At 53.0% G+C, this 19,278-nt stretch carries 18 protein-coding genes; 11 read left to right on the top strand and 7 right to left on the bottom strand.

Going from position 1 to position 19,278, the window contains the following annotated elements; all coding sequences use genetic code 11:
- Positions 1-31: 31 nt before the first annotated feature.
- Both dinB and cbiD read left to right on the top strand, forming a co-directional pair.
- Entirely contained in the window at positions 32-1,201 is a 1,170-nt protein-coding gene (gene dinB / locus FMR86_RS04555; protein ID WP_163349901.1) for a DNA polymerase IV, read from the top strand.
- Complete coding sequence (gene cbiD / locus FMR86_RS04550; RefSeq protein WP_163349900.1) at positions 1,194-2,291, top strand: cobalt-precorrin-5B (C(1))-methyltransferase CbiD; 1,098 nt, start codon at positions 1,194-1,196, stop codon at positions 2,289-2,291. Before dinB ends, cbiD begins: the two co-directional genes overlap by 8 nt.
- On the opposite strand, the gene FMR86_RS04545 is transcribed toward cbiD, so the two are convergent.
- Positions 2,282-2,554: a hypothetical protein gene (locus FMR86_RS04545; RefSeq protein ID WP_163349899.1), complete on the bottom strand. Its 273-nt coding sequence runs from the start codon at positions 2,552-2,554 to the stop codon at positions 2,282-2,284. The two genes, cbiD and FMR86_RS04545, sit on opposite strands and share 10 nt — an antisense overlap.
- Before the next feature lie 141 nt (positions 2,555-2,695).
- Between FMR86_RS04545 and cbiE the strand changes: the two genes are divergently transcribed.
- The 4 genes from cbiE to FMR86_RS04525 all read left to right on the top strand — a co-directional run bounded on the left by cbiE (position 2,696) and on the right by FMR86_RS04525 (position 5,940).
- Positions 2,696-3,919, top strand: a complete 1,224-nt coding sequence (gene cbiE, locus FMR86_RS04540) for a precorrin-6y C5,15-methyltransferase (decarboxylating) subunit CbiE (RefSeq protein WP_239057138.1) — start codon at positions 2,696-2,698, stop codon at positions 3,917-3,919.
- Complete coding sequence (gene cobM, locus FMR86_RS04535; protein WP_163349897.1) at positions 3,920-4,678, top strand: precorrin-4 C(11)-methyltransferase; 759 nt, start codon at positions 3,920-3,922, stop codon at positions 4,676-4,678.
- A gap of 17 nt (positions 4,679-4,695) precedes the next feature.
- Entirely contained in the window at positions 4,696-5,091 is a 396-nt protein-coding gene (locus FMR86_RS04530) for a secondary thiamine-phosphate synthase enzyme YjbQ (protein WP_163349896.1), read from the top strand.
- 96 nt (positions 5,092-5,187) lie between these two features.
- On the top strand, positions 5,188-5,940 hold the full coding sequence (locus tag FMR86_RS04525) for a GGDEF domain-containing protein (protein WP_163349895.1): 753 nt from the start codon (positions 5,188-5,190) through the stop codon (positions 5,938-5,940).
- A 25-nt stretch (positions 5,941-5,965) separates the two neighbouring features.
- Here FMR86_RS04525 and FMR86_RS04520 read toward each other — a convergent pair whose 3' ends face one another.
- The 3 genes from FMR86_RS04520 to FMR86_RS04510 all read right to left on the bottom strand — a co-directional run bounded on the left by FMR86_RS04520 (position 5,966) and on the right by FMR86_RS04510 (position 8,124).
- Positions 5,966-6,664: a hypothetical protein gene (locus tag FMR86_RS04520; protein WP_163349894.1), complete on the bottom strand. Its 699-nt coding sequence runs from the start codon at positions 6,662-6,664 to the stop codon at positions 5,966-5,968.
- Between the two features lie 101 nt (positions 6,665-6,765).
- Positions 6,766-7,659, bottom strand: coding sequence for a DMT family transporter (locus FMR86_RS04515; protein ID WP_163349893.1), 894 nt, complete (start codon positions 7,657-7,659; stop codon positions 6,766-6,768).
- A 213-nt stretch (positions 7,660-7,872) separates the two neighbouring features.
- Positions 7,873-8,124 (bottom strand): hypothetical protein, encoded by a 252-nt coding sequence (locus tag FMR86_RS04510; RefSeq protein ID WP_163349892.1) that lies wholly within the window; start codon positions 8,122-8,124, stop codon positions 7,873-7,875.
- A gap of 272 nt (positions 8,125-8,396) precedes the next feature.
- Between FMR86_RS04510 and FMR86_RS04505 the strand changes: the two genes are divergently transcribed.
- The 5 genes from FMR86_RS04505 (at position 8,397) to FMR86_RS04485 (ending at position 13,798) form a co-directional block, all read left to right on the top strand.
- Complete coding sequence (locus FMR86_RS04505) at positions 8,397-10,532, top strand: SpoIIE family protein phosphatase (RefSeq protein WP_239057137.1); 2,136 nt, start codon at positions 8,397-8,399, stop codon at positions 10,530-10,532.
- Between the two features lie 51 nt (positions 10,533-10,583).
- Complete coding sequence (locus tag FMR86_RS04500) at positions 10,584-10,829, top strand: cysteine-rich small domain-containing protein (RefSeq protein WP_163349890.1); 246 nt, start codon at positions 10,584-10,586, stop codon at positions 10,827-10,829.
- A gap of 13 nt (positions 10,830-10,842) precedes the next feature.
- Entirely contained in the window at positions 10,843-11,397 is a 555-nt protein-coding gene (amrA, locus tag FMR86_RS04495; RefSeq protein ID WP_163349889.1) for an AmmeMemoRadiSam system protein A, read from the top strand.
- Between the two features lie 64 nt (positions 11,398-11,461).
- Complete coding sequence (locus tag FMR86_RS04490) at positions 11,462-12,370, top strand: phosphotransferase (protein ID WP_163349888.1); 909 nt, start codon at positions 11,462-11,464, stop codon at positions 12,368-12,370.
- Positions 12,371-12,373: 3 nt separating this feature from the next.
- Positions 12,374-13,798 (top strand): metallophosphoesterase, encoded by a 1,425-nt coding sequence (locus FMR86_RS04485; RefSeq protein WP_163349887.1) that lies wholly within the window; start codon positions 12,374-12,376, stop codon positions 13,796-13,798.
- Between the two features lie 51 nt (positions 13,799-13,849).
- On the opposite strand, the gene purN is transcribed toward FMR86_RS04485, so the two are convergent.
- The 3 genes from purN to FMR86_RS04470 form a co-directional block, all read right to left on the bottom strand.
- Entirely contained in the window at positions 13,850-14,524 is a 675-nt protein-coding gene (purN, locus tag FMR86_RS04480) for a phosphoribosylglycinamide formyltransferase (RefSeq protein WP_163349886.1), read from the bottom strand.
- Positions 14,525-14,739: 215 nt separating this feature from the next.
- On the bottom strand, positions 14,740-16,248 hold the full coding sequence (gene cobA, locus FMR86_RS04475; protein WP_163349885.1) for a uroporphyrinogen-III C-methyltransferase: 1,509 nt from the start codon (positions 16,246-16,248) through the stop codon (positions 14,740-14,742).
- A 251-nt stretch (positions 16,249-16,499) separates the two neighbouring features.
- Positions 16,500-19,154 (bottom strand): valine--tRNA ligase, encoded by a 2,655-nt coding sequence (locus FMR86_RS04470; protein ID WP_163349884.1) that lies wholly within the window; start codon positions 19,152-19,154, stop codon positions 16,500-16,502.
- Positions 19,155-19,278: the final 124 nt, after the last annotated feature.

Here is a 19,278-nt window from a genome sequence, read left to right as displayed (position 1 = left end):
GCTGACTGCATTACTCCGGGACGGATACCCCATGCAGAAGTACATCATGCATATAGACATGGACGCCTTTTTTGCGTCCGTGGAACAGCTGGACAATCCCAAGCTGCGCGGCAAACCCGTGGGCGTCGGCTCCCTGCACGAACGCTCCGTCTTAAGTGCGGCCTCATACGAAGCCCGCAAGTTCGGGGTCCGCTCGGCCATGCCCGTACGCCAGGCCCTGAAACTCTGCCCGCAGCTGCAGGTGGTTTCCGGCAGCAGGCACAGATACAAAGAGATTTCGCATAAAGTAATGGAGGTGCTCTCCAACTACTCTCCGGTGGTGGAAAAAGCCTCCATTGACGAAGCCTACATCGACATCACCGGGACGGAAAAACTCTTCGGCACTCCGTTGCAAATTGCTCAATCCATCAAAGCTGATATTCGCAAAGCCACCGGACTGACCGCATCCGTAGGCATCGGGCCGGTTAAATTTCTGGCCAAAATCGCTTCCGACCTCAATAAACCGGACGGCATATCCATCATCACAGCTGATCAGGTGCAGGATTTCCTGAAAACCCTGCCGGTGGAAAAAATCCCCGGCGTGGGCAAAAAAGCACTGCCCCGACTGCGCTCTTTCGGCATCACCTATGCCGCCGACCTGCGCCGCTATCCCCCGGAATTCTGGAAAGAGCGGTTCGGGGAGCGGGGACTGGTCCTCTATGACAAAGGCGCGGGCATCGACCCTACCCCGGTAACTGAGGGCGCGCCCATGAAATCCTCCAGCGCGGAAAACACCTTCGGCGAAGATGTTTCCGACATCCACACCCTGAAAACCCTGCTCCTCAAACAATCCGAACGAATTGCAGCGGACGTGAGAAGGCACGGTGTCAAAGGCCGGACCGTGACCCTGAAAATCAAATTTCCCGACTTCCGCCAGATCACCCGCAGCCGGACCCTTGATTCCCGGACCTCCCATGCCGGGACAATCTACAATACAGCATGCGAACTGCTGAATGCGGAACTACCCATCGGCCCCATCCGGCTGATCGGCGTCGGTATCTCCAATTTCGAAGAACGCACCAGACAGCTATCCCTGCTGGATGACCCGGATAAGCCGAAAGAAAACAAGAAACTGGAACAACTGGACAAGGCTGTGGATCAGGTCCGCCTTAAATTCGGCAAGGACATGCTCACCCGGGGGAGGCTGCTTGAAGATGAGTAAAGAGCTGCGCGAAGGATACACCACCGGGTCTGCGGCCACAGCCGCAGCCATGGGAGCCATCAGGGTACTGCTCGGCTCCGGCCCGCCGGAACAGATTGAAATCCCCCTTCCGGTCAAGGGAACTCTGGAAATTCCCGTTGCATGGATCAGGAAGGAGAAAGCTGGAGCACGCGCAGCAGTCATCAAAGACGGCGGAGACGATCCGGACGCCACCCACGGCCATGAAATCCATGCAGTGGTGGAAATCCATCCGGCTGACTCCCTGCGGGTGGAACTTAACGGCGGAACAGGTGTCGGCAGGGCAACCCTGCCCGGACTGCCCGTACCGGTTGGAGAAGCAGCCATCAATCCTGTGCCCCGCAGGCAGATCATTGCCGGTGTGCTCAAGGAAATCAGCAACACCGCACCGGATTTGTGCGGACTGGTCAAAATCACCATTGAAGTGCCGCGGGGCGAGGAAATCGCCAAAGAAACCATGAATGCACGGCTTGGCATTCTGGGCGGGATCTCCATACTGGGCACTCAGGGAATAGTGCGCCCATACAGTCATGCTTCATGGAAGGCTTCCATCGCCCAATCATTGAATGTGGCCCGTGCAGCCGGACTGGATGAAATAACCTTCACCACCGGACGGCGCAGCGAAAGATTTTATCTGGAGCAATTCCCCCGGACACCGCAGATCGGCATGATTCAGGCAGCGGATTTCTTCAAATTTTCCATGCAGCAGGCCCGGCTGAAAAAGATGCATAAAATACGCTGGTCCATTTTCATCGGCAAGCTGGTCAAACACGCCATGGGCTTTCCCTACACCCACGCCAAAGACTGGGCCATTGATTTTGACCTACTGGCTGACTGGTGTGCTGAACTTGGTATGCCCGAAAAATTGGTCGAAAAAAACCGGGCCGCGATAACGGCCCGGCATATATATGAAATGGTCCCCGTAGAATCGCGCGAAGCTTTCATCAGCATGCTGGTCCGTAAAGCATGCGAGAATGGCCGCGCATTCAGCGGGAACTCGGAGGTAGCAGTAGAATACGTCCTCTTTGATTTTGACGGCAATATGATCTACAAATCTGAAGATCAGAAATAGTCCTCTTCATCATGTTCTCCAAGGGAATACAGGACATAAACACCTGCTGCACCTGCCAGCAGGGCCACCACATAAAAGGGCGTACAGCGGTTTTCCGTACCGGCACTGTAATGCACTATCTCCTGTTCGATATGCATGTTGCCCATAATGTCATTTACATCGGACATGGTTTTTCCGGCCAGCATGGGAGCGGTGAGGGAGAATCCGTAGAAAGCAGTAAGAAAGGAACCGAGTAAAAGAGCTATGGCGATCAACTTTTTCATATCTAATCACCTCCGCAAAAAGTATGGAAGGGGTCAATTCCATAGTAACAGATTCTTATTTTTTTGCTAACTAATATTAAAAAATTTTACGATTTAAAATCTTCCTTTAATATCCGGCCAATAGATTACATGGAACATAAAATGAAACATCCATTACAAATAATCGGGTTACATCCGGGCAGCCTTGCAAGCTCGCAGGAAGCACAAAAAACCATTTCCAAAGCTGATGTGCTCAGCGGAGGAAAACGGCTGCTGGATGCTTTCCCGAAATTCAAAGGTAAAAAAATACCCTTTGCTTCGCCCATGGAAGAATATGCACGGACCCTTGAGAAGCAGCTGCAAAAAGGAAGACAGGTAGTTCTGCTGGCTGACGGAGACCCTCTGCTTTTCGGCATCGGAGCATCCCTGATCCCCCTGCTGGGCGAGGAGAATGTTGTAATCAGCCCCGCGCTGTCCGCAATTCAGCTCGGTGCGGCAAGACTGGGCAGCAGCTGGAAGGATTTTAAAATAATTTCCCTGCACGGGCGCGATGATTTTTCCACGCTCTTCGGTGCTATGCAGCGCAAAAAAGACTGCGCCGTGTACACCGACAAAACCAACACCCCGCAAGCCATTGCCAAACGGCTGGTGGATAAGGGGATAGACAACTACTCCATGGCCGTGCTGGACCAGTTGAACACCCCGGAAGAGGTGGTCGCGCAGGGCAGGCCGGAATCTTTCCTCAATTTCAGCTGCTCGGACCTGAACATCATTATCCTCACTGCGGACAATAAAGATTACAGCACCCCGCTCTTCGGGCGCTCTGATGATGAATTTATCAGGGAGAAGGGTCTGATCACCAAACTCCCGGTGCGAGCGGCAGGCATCGCCCTGCTGGACCTGAGAAAAAACCAGACCGTCTGGGACCTCGGCGCGGGCTGCGGCTCAGTGGCCATCGAAGCTTCATTTCTTGCTGCTGATTCGCGCATTTTCGCAGTGGAAAAAAACAACCCCCGCGTGGCAATGATCAAAGAAAATATCCGCAATCTGCGCGCATGGTCTGTGGAAGCGGTCAGCGGAGAAATGCCGCAGGCTCTGGCCCAACTGCCCGACCCGGACCGCATCTTCATGGGCGGAGGCATCGGGCGCGATGACTCGGTTATCCGCGAAGCTGCCGCAAGACTGAGACCCGGCGGCAGGCTGGTGGTCCACGCCATCCTCATGGGCAGCATCCAGCGCAGCCGCGATCTTTTTGACGAACAGGGCTGGCAGTGGCAGTCCATGCAGATTCAAGCTTCAACTTCTGATCAACTGGCCGGGGATGTCCGCTACAAAGCATACAATCCGGTAACCATACTCTGGGCCGACAAGCCCGAAGGACAATAAATGGGTAAAGTATATTTCATCGGTGCCGGACCGGGCGACCCGGAACTTATCACCGTAAAAGGCCAGCGGATCATCCGCGAAGCCGGGCTGGTCCTCTATGCCGGATCACTGGTTCCTGAAGCAGTAATTGCCGAAGCCTGTGAAAACGCGCGCATTAAAAACTCCGCCTCCATGTCTCTTGAAGAGACCGACCGGATCATGCAGGAACATGCAGCCAAGGGAGAAATCGTGGCCCGCGTGCATACCGGAGATCCGGCCCTCTACGGAGCGGTACAAGAACAAGCCCGGTTGCTGCGGGCAGCCGGAATTGAATATGAAGTCATTCCCGGAGTAACCTCGGCCTGCGCTACAGCGGCAGCTTCCGGCGCGTCATTCACCGTTCCCGGCGGGACCCAGACCATGATCCTGACCCGCATGGCCGGACGGACCCCGGTACCGGAATCCGAATCCCTGCAAAAACTGGCCGTGCACAACTCAGCCATGGCTATTTATCTTTCAGCGGGCAATCCTATGGGCATTCAGGAAGAACTGCTTGCCGGGGACATGGAACCGTCCACCCCGGTCATCCTCGGTTACCGCATCGGCTGGCCCGAAGAAAAATCAGTGGAAACCACCCTTGAAAACCTTGCCCGCACCGCAGAAGAAAACAACTTCACCCGGCAGACCATTTTCCTGATCCTGCCCGGAAAGAATGATGACAGTGAATCCCTGCTCTACGATGCCGGATTCAGCCACATGTTCAGAGAAAATAAGGATTAAACACAGGAGAACAGAAGATGGAAACCTTGCAGATCCGAACCAACAGCCGCGAAGAGATGATCGATATCACCGGAACAGTGCGCCAGCTGGTCAAAGACAAAGGCTGGCAGTCCGGCGCGTTGCTGCTCTACTGCCCGCACACCACCGGGGCGGTCACAGTCAACGAAGGAGCCGACCCGGACGTGGTCCGCGATATTATCGTGAACATGCGCAAGCTCGTCCCCCACCGTGGAGACTACCAACACATGGAAGGCAATTCCGATGCACACATAAAAACCTCCATGTTCGGTCCGGACCAGATGCTGATCATCGAAGACGGGGATGTTATGCTCGGTACATGGCAGCGTATATTTTTCTGTGAATTTGACGGACCGCGCAGCAGGAAGCTGTGGGCGCAGTTTATGGGCAGCTAGGCAATAAATTTAATTGCTATTTTAGCCATCATGCGCCAAAGTTCCCGCAACGCATAGATTTAAAATAACAACTACAACATTTACCCCGATACTTCCATGACAGCTGAACAAAAGCCCCTGAAGCGCGACTCACAACCGAACAACCATTTCATGCGCAGACTCTTCTGCTTCGCCGCATTAGCACTCATAACCATACTGACGGTTGCTCTTGTCGGCAGGTATACGGACATTTCCCATCTCTGGACAACCGCTTCCATTGCCCTGCTGGGGACCTTTATGTCAGCCCTGCTGGTCGTATTCCTTGAAATAAAAATTTCAAAACTCACCAGCGGCTACCAAGCCCGCATTAACGAACTTGAAAATCTTTCCAGCGTTGACAAACTTACCGGACTGGCAAACAGACTCAGGCTTGATGAAGTTTTCAACTATGAGGTGGGCAAGGCGCAGCGGCACGGCAGTTCCTTTTCCATCCTGCTGCTTGATCTGGACAGGTTCAAAAACATTAATGACAACTTCGGAAATGATATCGGAGACAAGGTTCTTCAGGAAACAGCACAGCTGCTGAAAGAGAACCTGCGCAAAACAGACACCATCGGTCGCTGGAGCGGGGAGGAATTCCTGATCATTGCTCCTGAGACAGCAGACGACAAGGCCATGCAACTGGCGGATAAAATCCGTAAACTCGTTGCCGGGCACTACTACACCCCGGTGGGAACGGTGACCTGCTCCATAGGGGTCGGTTCTTTCCACGATGAGGACAGCAGGGAAAGCATGACCGACCGGGCTGACCGGGCCCTGCTCAACGCAAAGGACGCAGGACGCAACAGGGCGGTGTACGGAGAGGCATAGCTCCCGCCGGCCGGATGCAGGCTGATTAAACCGCCCGGCTCTTCAAACTGGCAAAAGCCAGAATCACACCCAGCACCCCGCCGAGGAAAGCGGCAAAGATGATACGCATGTCCGGCGGCAGCATGAAGGTCACGGTCTGGGCCGGAATCCAGAAGATGGGCACAGTCTTTTTAAGTACGAATCCCCACATGTTCTCCCAATCGATGGCGGCAAAACGGGCCGCAACATCCACTGGTTTGATCAGAGCAACCAGCTTCCCTTCATAAACCTGAATATGGTCATCGTAAATCTTATGCAGGATCATGAGCACCGGAGCGAATACGGTGTTGAGCATGACGCTGGTGGTAAATGAAATGAGCAGCCGGGCAAAAAATCCGTCTTCAGCTGTGATGTTCACACCCAGCGAGGTCAGTACTGCCGGGGACCCCACCGCGAACACCGCGAAACAAGCCTTCAGGAAAAGTCCGATGAATCCCCACATGACCGCTTTGGCAATGAGTCCGAATCCGGGCCGCCAATAGCGTCCGTCCACAATGCGCAGGGCCACGCATTCCCCGAAAGTGGCCAGAATTGCGAACTTGAAAAAACTCAGAATATAACCGTGTTCTTTGGTGTAAAGCTTGAAAGTCTCAATGGGATGCGGCTGGCATGCAATCCAGACAAAGATCAGGGCAATGACTGTGAAAACAATATAATCCGAACGTTTCAGGGAAATTTTATTCATGGCTGCCGGCTTGTTGAGGTTGAATTCTGCGAAACATGTCCCGCTCCGCTGCATGCAGATAGCTTCTTTACCTTTCTTCTGCCTCGGATAAAAGGTTTAATTTACCCTTCAGACTGCTTGGCACTTGTCCCCAGCCAGATAGCCAGCAGCGCAAGCAAAGCCCCGCCAAGTTCAATAATCCCGGCAGGCTTAGCAAAAATCAGCATATCCCAGATAAAAGAAAGAGCGGGCATGATCAGGATGGTCAGTCCGGCCTGCGCGCTGGTTACTCCGGGCAGCCCTTTGGAGATCAGAAGCCAGCCGAGAGCCTGCGACACAACGCCGTAAAGAACCAGCCAGAATGCATCACCAAGCGTGGGAATGACAATGGACGTTGATTCCCAAATAAAAAATATGCCCATGCTGACCGCTGAGGCAAGGGTTACAAGAGCCACAACTGTAACCGCAGAAATACCGGCTGAACGCATCTGGATATAACGGATGGCAAGGGTATAGAGAGCCAGCCAGAATGCCGCACTCAAACCGAGTCCGGCCCCTGTAAGGTCGCTGTGCAGCAGGTTGGCCGGGCTAATGCCGATCAGCAGGCACAGTCCGCTTAAAGCAAGAGGTATGGCCAGACCGAAGCGGAGCGAAAGCCGCTCCTTAAAGAAAATCCAACCGGCCAGAGCAAGAATAAACACCTGAAAATTGATCAGGATGGTGGCCACGCCGGGACCGAGAATATTGATGGACCTATGCCAGCACATCAGGTCCAGAGTAAGGCACAGCCCACCGCCGCAGATAAGCCGGAAATGGTTCTGCAAAACCTTTAAAAAAGAACTTCGACCGAACCTCATGGCAATAACGGTCAAACATATCCCGCCGATGAAGACCCGGTAGAAAGCCGAGACATCGGCACTGGTACTCGACAGTTTGGCAAAGACAGCGGAAAAACTGATGCAGACCGCACCCAGAACAACAAAAAGCAACGGAGAAACAGCCGGCAAATGATTCAATTTTGCAACACCAGTTGCATCCTTGCATCCCTTTGGAAGCACCACAGACCCATCATCCTGCATAAAAACAGCACCTTAGCTGAAAAGATAAAAAGAAAGCCAACCCAGAAAGGTTTAAACCAGCAATTTATATTCCTTTTTAATCTTCAGAATGCCGAATTGAGAAGATAGATCTTCGGTCTGTTTAAACACACGCAAAACAGATGATCCTGATCATAAGAAACAGCCTACCCGCCCTTTATCACCCTCCGAGACAGGGCAGGGGCAGATTTGCGGGCCGACCCGCTTCTTGGCACCGTTCAGGACCATGCGCAGACAGAAACGGGAACCGTGTCCGCCGCTCTCTGCCACACAATTAAAAATTTCTTCCCCGGCGCGGTCAATGGCCTCGGCCACGGTCATACCCTGTCTTTGCAAACGCTGGGCCTTCTTCCTGAGCAGTTCTTCCAGCAATGCGGTGTTCATAAGCCACCCCCGAAATGTTCTCGAACCCTGTTCATATCCACGGATGCCGGATTTCCGGCACATCCACTCCCTGACAAGTTCTGATGCAATTTCCAATCCTTCGTTGCCGTCCGGCAATAAAGCAGATACAATAAAAAGCAAAACAAGCGGTAATAATTGCGGAAGTCACTTTTAATATAGCATTGTCAGGCTTTTGAAGCGACCTTTTTCGCATTATTTTTTGAACTGACTCCAAATACATATCCGGCAAAAAAATACCAGAAACTATGAGCATGCGTTTTAAATTATTCATCCTGCTGCTGGCCTTCAGCCTGATCCCCCTGCTGGTGGTCTCCATTATCAGCCGTCAGGGCATTCAGGATCTGGGGCAGGTCCAGTCCCACAACCTGCGTGCGGACATGATAAAGATCCTGACCGATGAGATGCACCAATCCGCCAAAGATTCGGCCAAACTGGTGCAGCAGCAGGCCGTATCGCTGGAATTCGCCCTCAAAGCCATCGGTGCTGAAGCCGAGGATGTGCTCAACGATCCAGTGGAAGGAACCCCTAAAGTCTACTTTGCCGAAGACTTCAATACGAAAGGCAGGCAGCCTGCTGACTTCGGGCCTTCCCCGCAATATTTTGTCATCAGTGAACAAGGCCAGAAACAACCGTCTTCAGTAAGTCTGGAGGAGCCCGTTTTTTTCTATCCCAAGGGACAGGAGCAGCTGAAAAATATACCGGACCTGACCAGACTTTATCTGCTCAAGCCTGATTTGAAAGCTTTTTTCAATCAGGCCGGAGCAGCATTGCACCGCGTATATATCTGTCTTAACTCCGGGCTGCACATTGCCTATCCCGGACACGGCAACTACCCGGAAAATTACGATCCCCGCAAAAGGCTCTGGTTTACCGAAGCGGTTAAAGCAGGCTCAATTGTCTGGGACAAATTCATCGACGCCTCCACCGGGCAGCAGGTTTACACCCTTTCCAAGCCTATCCGGGACCGCGAAGGCAAAACCATCGGGGTGGTCGCCATCGATATCCAACTGGTGGAGCTGCTGCGCAAGGATGACCTTTCCTCACAATGGTCCAGTGCCATCCAGTCCTTTGTGGTCGGCCCGGTCAAAACTGACAACGGGGTGGAACTGCGCATCTGGGCTGAGGCGGGGCACAAAGAAGCCAATATCTCATGGCAGACCGACCTGCCCAATAAAGCCCGCTACCTGCAATCGGCAGACAAACAGTCCATGGCCAAAATGATCAGCTCCATCAGCAAAGGGGAGTCCGGGGTAATCCGCATGCCCTGCAACGGGGTGGATTCTGTCTGGGCCTTTGCGCCGTTTCGCAACGAGGGCAGCTATGTGCTGATCACCCCGGAACGGATCATCACCCGGGTGCCGGACAGAGCAGCCCTGCAGGCACTGAGCTTAAGCAAAGATCTCTATGTTGCCGTTGGAGCAGCCTCCCTGTTCACCCTGCTCACCGTCGCGCTGGTGGCTTTTCTGGGCAGCCGCAAAGTTCTCAAACCGTTGCTGGCCATGACCGATGCCGCTGAAAAAATTTCCGAAGGCGATCTTTCCGTGCATGTTGACGTCAAAACCGGTGACGAACGGGAAACCCTCGCCAATGCCTTCAACCACATGATCCCCAAGCTGCAGGACCACCTGCGCATCACCAAATCCATGGAACTGGCGCAGGAAGTCCACACCAACCTGCTGCCCATGGAATCGCCGCAAACAAGCGGTCTGGATATTTCCGGCATAAGCATTTCCTGTGACGAGACCGGGGGAGATTACTTTGACTACTACACCCCGCCCCGGACCGGGGGAACCGGAATCCTGCTCGGCGACGTAACCGGGCACGGAGTCTCCGCGGCCCTGCTCATGACCACCGGACGCGCGCACCTGAAGCATGCCTCCGGGCACATGGAACCGCTGGCCGAACGCATCGAGGAAGTCAACAGGCTGCTCTGCTCCGACATCGGAGATACCGGGCGGTTCATGACCCTGTTCTGTCTTGAAATTTCCCCGGATAATTCCGCTGCGACATACGTCCGCGCCGGGCACGATCCGGCCACCATCTACGACCCGGCCCATGGCGAAAAACGCGATCTAATGGGCTCGCCCATGCTGGCACTGGGTATATTTGATGAGGCCCGGTACGATGAATTCGATATTGAACTGCACGAAGGGGAAATCATTTTCATCGGCACAGACGGCATATGGGAGGCCCGCAACACCAAGGATGAAATGTTCGGACGGGATCGGCTCGACCAACTCATCTTTGCCAATGCCCACAGATCCGCCGCTGAAATCCAGCAGGAAGTAATAGCCGCTGTCTACAAATTTCAGGACGGCATGGAGCAGGAAGACGACATTACTCTGGTTATTATTAAAGTTAATAAATTCAATAAAGACAAAGCATGATGCGCTTCGCCGCTTTGGTTTATAAACCAACGGTTGCTTTAAGGACTACATATGGAAAACAGTCACCGTTTTTTTAGAAATATAGATTGCAAATACTTCCCCTGTCATAAAACCAGCGACGAAACATCCTTCAACTGCCTGTTCTGCTTCTGCCCGCTCTATCTGCTGGAAGATTGCGGAGGACGGTTCAAGATAACCGCCAAAGGAGTGAAAGACTGCACGGACTGCAAAATTCCGCACCGGCCCGAAGGCTACGATTACATCATCAAAAAGCTTAAAGAAGCCAACGAGAAATAACTCCGGAGAACCAATGTCAGAAAATTTCAGTTTCACCCTGACTCAGGAAGAAAAGGACTACCTCAAAGGTCTGGTCCGCAAATCCATCCTCTGCCGCTTGAACAAGCAGGAGGAAGCCATTCCCGAACCTGTAACCGAACATCTGCGCGAAAACTTCGGGGCCTTCGTGACCCTGAACAAAAACGGACATCTGCGCGGCTGCATCGGAAACGTGCAGGGAACCGGACCGCTCTACAAAACCATCTGGAAAATGGCCCGCGCCGCCGCTTTTGAAGACCCCCGTTTTCCGCCACTGAGCGAAGCCGAGTTCGAGGAAGTTGAAATAGAAATTTCCATCCTCAGTCCCATCAGCCTCTGTCCCGATACAGATAAAATCACAATCGGGCGGCACGGCCTGATCATGCAACGCGGCCAGCAAACCGGACTTCTTCTGCCGCAGGTGGCCGTGGACTGGAAATGGGACCGCGACCAATTCCTCGCCCAGACCTGCCAGAAAGCAGGCATGGAACCCACGGCATGGCAGGACCCGGCAACCAATATTTTCTGGTTTGAGGCAGAAGTATTTTAAGATGCCTCCGGTGGCCAAAGAAACTTTTATCAAGGCTTCGCCGCCTTGCCTGTGAGGTTTTGCCATGCTCGATGCTCTCTCCCCATGGGGTCTGACTACCCTTGAACGCCACAACGATAAAAATATTCCCGGCAGCCCGGAGCGGGCAATTTCGCGCTCGGTGATTGAGGATACAGAGAACCGACTCTGGCTCATGGAGCGTATAGCCGGGACGCAGCAAAAAAGCCGCGCCGCCATTGCCGAAAACCTGCTCACTTTGCAGAAATCCGGCATGGACTGGCTGCTGCCTTATCAGGAGACAAAGGACGGTCAGGTCATTGCCGAGATCATGGGCTTCCCTTGGCAGCTCTCGCCTTTTTATGAATCAGACGAACTGCCCCGCCCGCAATATGTTTTTGATGCCCAGCGGGGCACAGAACTGGCCAAATTTATTGCCCAATTGCGCGAGCACAGCAAGGGTAAGGAAATGCACGGACAGGACCAGTCTTTCGCGCTGATCAATTACGCCCGCGAGCTTGCCGCTACCGTCAAGGAGCGTGAACCGCAGATCTACAAACGGCTGGAACCGATCTGCGCCCACCTTTTCCCGAAAATGGAGCAATTCCCGCAACTGCCCAAGGCTTTCTGCCACGGTGATTTTCATCCGCTGAACGTGCTCTGGAAAGGCAAAAAAATCGGCGCGGTCATCGACTGGGAATTTTCCGGCCTGCGCCCGGAAATCTACGACGTAGCCAACATGATCGGCTGCGTGGCCTTTGAAAATCCCGGCGCACTGGGCGAAGGACTCATCCCGGCCTTCATGGACGGCCTCTACGACAACACAGACATCAGTGACGACAGTTACGAATCACTGCCCGCCTACATACCCTCCCTGCGCTTTGCATGGCTTTCCGAATGGCTGCGTAAAAAGGATCATGAAATGCTGGAGATGGAACTGGAATTTATGGAGCTGCTTTTGGCGGTGATGGGGTAATTGATGTTTTCGGACCGGGCTGCAACAAAATCCCTGCCGAAACTGCATTTATGTGCAGTAATGCTGGTTTTGCTGCTGCCCTTCCTGCTGGGGAACAACAAAGGCTGCGGCACAGCCGCCCCTTCAACATTTATCGCCATCAGCGACGTCCACTTCAACCCTTTTGACGACACAACCCTCTTTGACCGTCTTGTTGCCGCCCCGGCAGAAGACTGGGACGAAATTTTTCAAAGCTCGACCAAAACGGCACTGCCCGCTTACGGCGAAGAAAGCAACTTCACCCTGCTCAGCAAAGCCCTTGATTCCGCTACGAGTCATGATGCCAATCCTGCAGTGGTCATCTTCCCCGGCGACATTCTCTGCCATAACTTCAAAACCACTTTTGACAACCTTTACGGCTCGGTTGATCAGGATGCGCTGGAATCATTCATCATGAAAACCGTGCGTTTCTTTGTGCTGCAAGTCCGGGAACGATTCATAGACGCCCCGGTGCTGTTCACCCTCGGCAATAACGATTCCTATGCCGGAGATTATGATCTGGTGGCTGGCGGGGATTTTCTGGCGGAGACTGCGGATCTGTTTAAAAACCAATGGCTGGACGACTGGGTACAAAGCTCGACTTTCAACCAGAGTTACAAAGCAGGCGGCTACTACACGGCATCCGTAAGTAAAAAGAGCATCCGGCTTGTCAGCTTAAATTCAGTGCTCTTTACCACCCACCGTCCCGCCCCGGTGGCCGGGGATGCGGCATACATCCAGCTGGACTGGTTTGAAGAGCAGCTTGCCGCCGCCCAAAACAGCGGCCAGCAGGTTTACGTTGTAACCCACGTACCGCCGGGGACCAACATCTACAGCACCATTGCCAACCACATGGATGCACAGGGCAGGATCGCGGACGTGGATGATATGTGGCACGATGGATACCAGACCCGCTTTCTGGCCATCATGGAAGCCTACCCAAACCTGAGCATAACCTTCTTTTCCGGACACACGCATATGGATGAATTCCGGCTGATATACAACGACGCGCGCAGCAACACTCCGGCCACAGTACTGGGACAGCCGGCCATATCACCTGTTTTTGAGAACAACCCCGCGTACAAGGTTTTCAACGTCAATATAGAAAACTGGGAACTTCAGGACTACACGGCGCAAGCCCTGCGGCTGGATCAAAGCAGTGAAAAATTCAGTCAGGAATACAAATTCACAACGCAATACAACTTAAGCAATGCCACAGCCCCAAGCATGGCGGCACTTTCAAATTCTCTGGCATTAGGCGGTGAAGATAAGACGTCCTACATCCAATATTACTATTCAGGCAGTCCGCGCTCGCCCATCACCGAAACAAACTGGCACGGTTACCGCTGCTCAACAGGATTTGTGCGGGCGGATAAGTATAAAACTTGTGTGAATAATTCGGTGCCGTAAAAAACGAAGGACCATTTTCCTGATGCCAGAAAAATGGTCCTCTAAAATCTTCTAAAATCCGACTTCCAATGGCGGATTGATCAAACTCAACCCATCCGTCTCAGCCAAATCCACATCAGCTTCAGCAAGCTTCACAAACCGCCCTTCCACGGACAATCTATCCTTTGCCAGCCACTGCACAGCCTGCGGCAGAATACGGTGTTCCTGCTTAAGAATACGTTCGCGCAGTTCGTCCTCATCTTCGCCGGGATAGGCGGGTACCGCTGCCTGAATGATCACGGCCCCGTGGTCCATTTTCTCATCCACAAAATGGGCGGTGCACCCGGCCAGCTGCACGCCGTATTTGGCAGCATCGCCCTGCCCGTCCACACCGGGAAAGCTGGGCAGAATTGCCGGATGGATATTCACAATTTTACCGGGGAAAGCATTCAGAAATACCGGAGTAATAATGCGCATGAATCCGGCCATAACCACGGCTTCCACCCCGGCCTCTTTGAGAATCCGCACCATCTCTGCGTCAAATTCCTCGCGGGGACCGAAATCCTTATGGCTCAAAACCGCAGTGGGGATGCCGTAAGCTTCGGCCCGCTTCAGGCCGTAAGCATCAGCTTTATTGGAAAGAACAACTTTGATGTCTACATCAAGGATGTTGTCTTCCATTTTTTCAATAATGGATTGTAAATTTGATCCGCTACCAGAAATAAGTACGGCAATAGGAAGACTCAAGATTCCCTCCGGGGGCCAAAGAAACTTTTAATAAGCTGTCGCTACGTTAGCAAAGACCGTCATAATATTTGGTTCTAACTCTAAACTTCTCGGCGAAGCCCTAATAAAAAGTTTTGGGATTCTTAAACCCTTTTCCCAAAAGGGTTTGAGGCTCCCGGCAGGGCCGCCGGAGGCATAAAAAAATGGAGGACCGCAAGGGTCCTCCATTTTAGTAACTATGCTTCCTGCACCAGAGTATCTACCAGTGCGGGGATGGTGTAATCTTCGGGCTGGATATCCGGCTCATAACCAAACCCTTCGAGGGTCTTGGCGGTGATGGGCCCGATGCAGGCGATTTTTACACTGTCTTTGTATTTATGGAAAACTTCCGGCTCAATTAGATTGAAGAAGTTTTCAACTGTGCTGGAGCTGGTGAAAGTCAGGTAATCGATCTTTCCGGCTTCGAGGGCCTCGGCAATGGGACCGGGATCGTTCTCGGAAAGTCCGGTCTCATAGACGGGCAGGATTTTAACTTCTGCTCCGGCCTTGCGCAACTCTTCGGGCAGCACTTCGCGGGCGATCTTGGCACGCGGGATGAGTACTTTCTTGCCCTTGATGCCCTTTTCGAGCAGCCCGGCAACAACGCCCTCGGCAACGTACTTTTCAGGTACGAAATCAGGCTTGATGCCTTTTTCGACCAGCGCGTCAGCAGTGGCGGGTCCGATGGCGGCGATTTCGATTCCGGCAAAAGCGCGGGCGTCGAGACCTGCTTCGTCCATCTGGCTGAAGAAATGTTTCACGCCGTTCACGGAAGTGAAAATCAGCCAATCCCAGCTGGACAGCCCTTTGATCTCGGCCTGAACGTCGGAGTAATCAGCAACTGGCTCGATGTTGATGGTCGGGAACTCATGCACGCAGGCACCGAGCTTGCCGAGAGTGGAAACAAGACCGCTGGCCTGTTCACGGGCGCGGGTAACCACAACGCCTTTCCCGAGCAGGGGTTTCTTCTCAAACCATGCCAACTTGTCATGCAGAGAGCAGACGCCGCCCACAACGATGATGGAAGGAGCCTTGAACTTGCGCTCTTTTGCTTCCTCGGCAACATTTTCGAGGGTGGAGACAAAAGACTGCTGGTTGCAGCGGGTACCCCAGCGAACGAGGGCCACCGGAGTTTCGGGATCACGTCCGTTCTTGATCAGGTTTTCCGCGATCATGGGCAGGTTTTTCACGCCCATGTAGAAAACGAGGGTGCTGGTGGATTTAGCGTAAACGGCCCAGTTGTGACCGGACTTTTCCTTGGTGGGATCTTCGTGTCCGGTGATGAAGCATACGGAGGTGGTGAAATCGCGGTGGGTTACCGGGATACCTGCGTAAGCGGGTGCAGCAACACCAGCAGTGATACCGGGAATGACTTCAAAGTCGATTCCGGCTTCGACCAGCTCTTCAGCTTCTTCGCCGCCGCGACCAAAGACATAGGGATCGCCGCCTTTCAAGCGGGCGATGACTTTGCCTTCGCTGGCTTTCTCAACGATGAGTTCGTTGATTTTATCCTGCGGCAGGGTGTGGTCGCCGCCTTTTTTACCTACGTACAAAATTTCGCAATCAGCTTTGCAGTAGTTCAGAAATTCAATGTTTGCCAGGTAGTCGTAGATAAGCACATCCGCTGTTTCCAAGACTTCTTTAGCTTTAACAGTCAACAGCCCCGGATCACCCGGTCCAGCTCCAATCAGATATACCAAACCCATATTTGAACCCTCTCTGGTTAAAGGCAATTTGATGCGCTATGCGCTTTTGACGAATTGATTTCGCCGCCGGCGGCCAAAGAAACTTTTTGAAAAAAGTTTCTCTGGACTCTTCAAAAACTTTTAATAGGCTGTCGCATTTAGCGCATTAAAGCGGCGAAGCCCTAATAAAGCGTTTTGGGATTCTTAAACCCTTTTGGAAAAGGGTTTAAGGCCCCCGGCAGGGTCCCCGAAGGGCCGCCGGAGGCTATAAGCTATTCCATTACGCTTACGAGACGATCTTTCAGCTCGGTAAGCTTTGCTTTCTTATCGTTAATCTCTTCCAAGCGGGCTTTTTCTTTTTCCACAACAGCTGCGGGAGCGTTGCTGACAAAGCCTTTGTTGGAAAGTTTCTTTTCGATTATTACGAGATCTTTGTCCAGCTTGGCGAATTCCTTGTCCAGACGGGCAAGTTCGGACTCGAAGTCCACTGCGCCTGCGAGAGGTACGAAGAGTTCGTTACCCTGCACAACTGCGGTACCGGATGCGCTGGGACCTTCTGCGTCGGGACCTGCGGTTACGCTGTCCAGACGGGCCAGAGCTTTAAACAGATCGATGTTGTCGTTGATCAGCGCGGCGGACTGCTCATTGGCAGTGCGCACGATGAGCTCCAGCTTCTTGGAAGGAGCAATGATCAGCTCGGTACGGATGTTACGTACGGCGGAAACAAGACCCTGAAAAAGTTCCATATCTGCGATGGCTTTTTCATTGCGGCAGTTGTCGCGCTTTTCAGGGTAAGCAACGGTGGCGATGTCGTTGTTCTCAATTCCGGGCAGTACAGACCAGATTTCCTGAGTGACGAAAGGCATGGTCGGGTGCAGCAGGACCATGGTCTCGGAAAGAACGGTCCAGAGCACCTTCAGGGTTGCGTCTTTGCGGCTTGCATCGTCGCTGTAAAGATCCGGCTTGATCATTTCGAGATACCAGTCACAGAACTCGTTCCAGATGAACCTGTACATGGTCTGGGCCACTTCGTTGAAGCGGTAGGCTTCCACTGCTTCGCGCATGGTGTCCTTGACTTCTTCGAGACGGTGCAGAATCCACTCGTTGGCGAGGCCGGATGCATCTTCGAGGGACGCTTCAGGCTTCTTGCCGTCGAGGTTCATGAGCGCGAAACGTGCGGAGTTCCAGATTTTGTTCACGAAGTTGCGATAACCGTCAATGCGCTGCTCGGAAAGCTTGATATCGCGGCCCATGGCGGCAAAGGAAGTAAGGGTAAAACGCAGGGCGTCAGTACCGTACTTGTCGGACATTTCCAACGGATCGATGACGTTACCGGTGGACTTGGACATCTTCTTGCCGTGTTCGTCACGCACAAGGGCGTGAATGTAAACGTGGTGGAAAGGAATCTGGTCCTGAAAGTGGATACCCATCATCATCATGCGTGCGACCCAGAAGAAAAGAATGTCGAATCCGGTGATCAGCACGGATGTGGGGTAGTACTTGGCAAGTTCCGGAGTCTCTTCAGGCCAGCCCAGAGTGGAGAAAGGCCAGAGAGCGGAAGAAAACCAGGTATCAAGTACGTCTTCTTCCTGAGTAAGCTTGGAAGAACCGCACTTGGTACACTTGCTGGGATCTTCATTGGAAACAATGAGTTCGCCGCACTCTTCACAGGTCCAAGCCGGGATACGGTGTCCCCACCAGATCTGACGGGAGATGCACCAGTCGCGGATGTTGTCCAGCCACTCGTAGTAGACCTTTTCCCAGTTGTTAGGGAAAATTTTGGTTTCGGAAGGAACAGCGGCGCGGGCTTTTTCAGCCAGCGGCTTCATAGCCACAAACCACTGTTCGGAAACATGCGGCTCGATGGTGGATTTACAGCGATAACATTCACCCACGGAATGCTCGTGATCATCGATGGAGATGAGGTAGCCTTCAGCTTTGAGGTCCTCAACGATAACCTTGCGCAAATCGTCCTTGTACATGCCCTGATATTTCTCAGGACCGTTTTCATTGATGTTGCCGTCTTCGTCGAACACGGAAATAACTTCAAGGTTATGCTTGCGGCCCAGTTCCCAGTCATTCATGTCGTGAGCGGGAGTAACCTTCAGCGCACCGGTACCGAATTCCATGTCTACGTAGGAATCACCGATGATGGGCAGTTCGCGTCCTACGATGGGCAGGATCGCGGTCTTGCCGATGAGATGCTTGTAGCGGTCATCTTCGGGGTTAACGCAGATGGCGGTATCGCCGAGCATGGTTTCGGGACGGGTGGTGGCGATGGTCAGTTCGCCGGAACCGTCGGAAAGCTTATACTTGAGATTGTAGAAATGGCCCGGTTTGGGGGAGTGTTCCACTTCGTCATCAGCAAGGGCGGTGTGGCAGCGGTTACACCAGTTGATGATGTAGTTGCCTTTGTAGATGAGACCTTCTTCGTAAAGCTGAACGAAAACCTTGCGTACAGCCTTGGCGCGATCTTCATCAAAGGTGAAGCACTCGCGGTCCCAGTCTACGGATGCGCCCATGCGGCGGATCTGCTTGAGGATATGGCCGCCCTTCTCTTCCTTCCATTCCCAGACGCGCTCGATGAATTTCTCACGGCCGAGGTCGTCACGGGTCTTACCTTCGGTCTTGAGCTGACGCTCAACAACGTTCTGGGTGGCGATGCCTGCATGGTCGGTGCCCGGAACCCAAAGAACGTTCTTGCCCTGCTGACGCTGGTAGCGACAGAGGATATCCTGCAGGGTGATGTTCAGGGCATGGCCCATATGCAGCACACCGGTGACGTTGGGCGGCGGAATCACGATGGAGTAAGGATCGCCGTCTGCTTCGGGATCGGGGGTGAAGGTCTTGTTTTCTTCCCAGTGGTCAAGCCACTTTTTTTCTACATCCCAAGGTTCATAACCTTTGGGGAGATTTGATTCCGCCATGTAAGGACTCCTGTTCAAATATAAATTCTTAAGCAAAAGAACACATAGCGGGTCACCGTTTCCCGGCTTCCCGATGCGTAATTTATGCTAAGTTGGTTTTATAATAATATTTTTTAAAAAAGAT

Source organism: Desulfovibrio sp. JC010 (assembly GCF_010470675.1).
In the GTDB taxonomy this organism is placed as follows: Bacteria; Desulfobacterota; Desulfovibrionia; order Desulfovibrionales; family Desulfovibrionaceae; genus Maridesulfovibrio.
This window is presented reverse-complemented; position numbering and strand designations above follow the sequence as displayed.